Annotated in this window: 3 protein-coding genes; all 3 read right to left on the reverse strand. The window is 59.2% G+C overall.

The genetic code is table 11. From position 1 onward, the window contains the following. Positions 1-120: 120 nt before the first annotated feature. Positions 121-426 carry a LysR family transcriptional regulator gene (locus tag FTU38_RS16495; protein ID WP_001255015.1) on the reverse strand — a complete coding sequence of 102 codons (306 nt, stop codon included), beginning with the start codon at positions 424-426 and terminating at the stop codon, positions 121-123. A gap of 27 nt (positions 427-453) precedes the next feature. Then, complete coding sequence (gene floR, locus FTU38_RS16500) at positions 454-1,668, reverse strand: chloramphenicol/florfenicol efflux MFS transporter FloR (RefSeq protein ID WP_000214122.1); 1,215 nt, start codon at positions 1,666-1,668, stop codon at positions 454-456. 216 nt (positions 1,669-1,884) lie between these two features. Next, positions 1,885-2,690 (reverse strand): DUF3363 domain-containing protein (locus FTU38_RS16950; RefSeq protein WP_223411754.1); only part of this gene is annotated, 806 nt, incomplete at its 5' end.

The raw sequence follows: 2,690 nt of genomic DNA on the forward strand, positions 1-2,690 counted from the left end.
ATGAGGCATGTTCCGCGTCCTTGCAATACTGTGTTTACATACAGTCTATCGCTTAGCGGAAAGTTCTTTTACCCTCAGCCGAAATGCCTGCCGTTGCTAGACATTGCCAGCCAGTGCCCGTCACTCCGCGGTCTTCACTGCGTGATCGAGTTGATCGACACCCGCCGTGACACGCTCCATGAAGTGCCTGCCTGCGTCTGTTAGCCGAACGCCCCGCGCATGGCGCTCAAATAGCAGGACACCAAGGTTATCCTCCAGCGCTTTCACACGCGCGCTGACGCTCGACTGGCTGATACCAAGTGCCTTGGCCGCATGCCGAAAATTCAGATGCTCGGCGACGGCGATGAACTGAACAAGGGAAATGAGCGGTATCCTGCCAGACAGGATACCGACATTCACGAGGTTTCGATGGTTAGTGCGCCGCATCGGAGCGGGCCTGCTACCAGTCGTCGGTTAGACGACTGGCGACTTCTCGGTGGCAGCCCCACGGAGCCGAAGGAGCACCAGCCCCAACGAAACCAGTACCGCCATCGCCGTGGCGTAACAGATCACGGGCCACGCTGTGTCACCGTTTAAAAGTGCCACCGCCAATGTCCCGACAATGCTGACTATCAGGCTTTGAACGCAGAAGTAGAACGCGACCGCTGATCCCGCGATGTCGTCGAACTCTGCCAAAGCGCCGTTCGCGGTAACGGACACCGTGAAGACAATACCGACCGCGACAACCCACATCGGTAGGATGAAGGTGAGGAATGACGGCGAGCCGTAAAGTTCGCCGATCCCCAACAGGACCGCTCCGCAAACAAGCAACGCCATCCCACGCGCCACGCATCCTGCGATGCCCCATCTGGCGACAAAGGACTTCGCGAAACGGGTTGTCACGATCATTACAAGCGCGACAGTGGCGAAGGCAAAGCTGAATCCGATCTCGGAATATTCCGCTTGGCCTATGAGCACACGGGGAGCCGTCGAGAAGAAGACGAAGTAGGTGCCCATACCGGCGCTAAAGCCGACAGTGTAAACCCAAAAAGCCGGACTCGCGAAGATCGGCAAGACAGATCGGCGCGTCTTGACTTGATCCAGAGGGCGGGTTTCGTGCCACCTGAAACCCGCATTTAGGAGTGCGAGCATCGCCAGTATAGCCAAAGTAATGAATATCGCCTGCCATCCCAAGAACTCGCCGATCAATACTCCGGCGATAGGGCCGAGCGCAGGCACGAACGCCAGCATCGAACTGAAAAGGCCGTAGATGACGACACCCTCAGGACGGTTGGCATAAACGTCGCGAACCGTCGCGAACGTCGCCACCAGCATGGCCGACGCGCCCACTGCTTGAAGTAGACGGAAAGCGACAAAGGCCGGTGCAGTTGAAGACCAAGCTGCTCCCAGAGACGCAATGACGAAAGCCGTTGCGCCCGCAAGTAGAATTGGCCGTCGCCCGATTCTGTCTGAGAGCGGACCAAAAATCACCTGGCCCACGCCGAGCATCACCATATAGAGGCTCAACGTGAGTTGGATCATAGCGGGCGTCGTGTTCAGGATGCCGGGCATCGCTGGAACGACAGGGAGATAAATATCCATCGCCAGTGAAGCGAGGATGTCGAAAGGAGCCATCAGCAGCAGTGCTGCCGGCAGCGTATAGGCCCACGCGGGGCGTGTGGTGGTCATGACGAATCAACCCTCGATTAAGGAATACCGGGCGACGTCTGCTCGTCAGCAATCAGATGAGACTAGCCTTACAGAGCGCCGCAACAACAATACTGGTTGTTGCGGCTTACTTGTCTGCTGACTTGGAATTTCCCATCTGATTACTCCACGCTTACGAATATGAATTGCTACATTTTATCCGATTATCTTTTGCTTCGCAATGCGGCATGGGCGCACTCAGCGTTCCAGCCCCCTCTGCCGCCCTAACTGCCACGACACCGACCCGCCCTGCACGATGCCCATAACCTCGCGGCCGAGTTGGCGGTCGATGATCGGCCGCCACGGGACAAGGGTGAACTCATGGGATTTCTCGACCACGGCGAACTTGCCGCTCGATAGATGCACGGTTCCGGTAAACTTGCCGCTGACGCTCTCGCCGTCCGTGGCGGCGCGGAACGGCAGGCCCTTACTCAAAGCCATATCCGATCCGACGCCGGCTACCTCGCGCTCCCGCAGGATGGCGAGAAGGTTGCGCCGGTAGAAGACGCGGCTGTCCCGGCTGCGGGTGGCGTCGCCCTGTTCGATATGGTGCTCGCGGCGCTGGTCCATGGCTTCGCGGACTTGTTGCCCGAAGCCGGTTGGCGCAAGGTCGGCCGTCTCGCCGTGGATCAGCCGCCGGTCCAGCCAGGTCGCGCCGTCCGATCCGATCTGTTTGTTCAGATCGACCGGGGAAAGGACGCGAACGCTGGCCTGACTGTCTCGGCCGGCGTCATGGGCGGCGGCACGGCTGACCAGATCATCGGGGATGCGCCATTGGTCGGCGTCGATCCGCTCGACGATACCGGCCCGGCGTAGCGCCTCCAGCCGGCGCACATGGGCATCGACATAGCCCTCATAGTCGCCGCCTGGAACGCGGCACGTATAGGAAGAATAAACGCCCTTTTCACCCAAGTCCAACAGCTTTGGACCGCAGTTGACTCTTTCGACACCCCTGCGATGCAACCCAATCCGGCTGACGGGGAGCCAGCAACGCTGAAAATTTA

This window comes from Acinetobacter sp. YH12098, from assembly GCF_013419235.1.
Classification (GTDB): domain Bacteria; phylum Pseudomonadota; class Gammaproteobacteria; order Pseudomonadales; family Moraxellaceae; genus Acinetobacter; species Acinetobacter amyesii.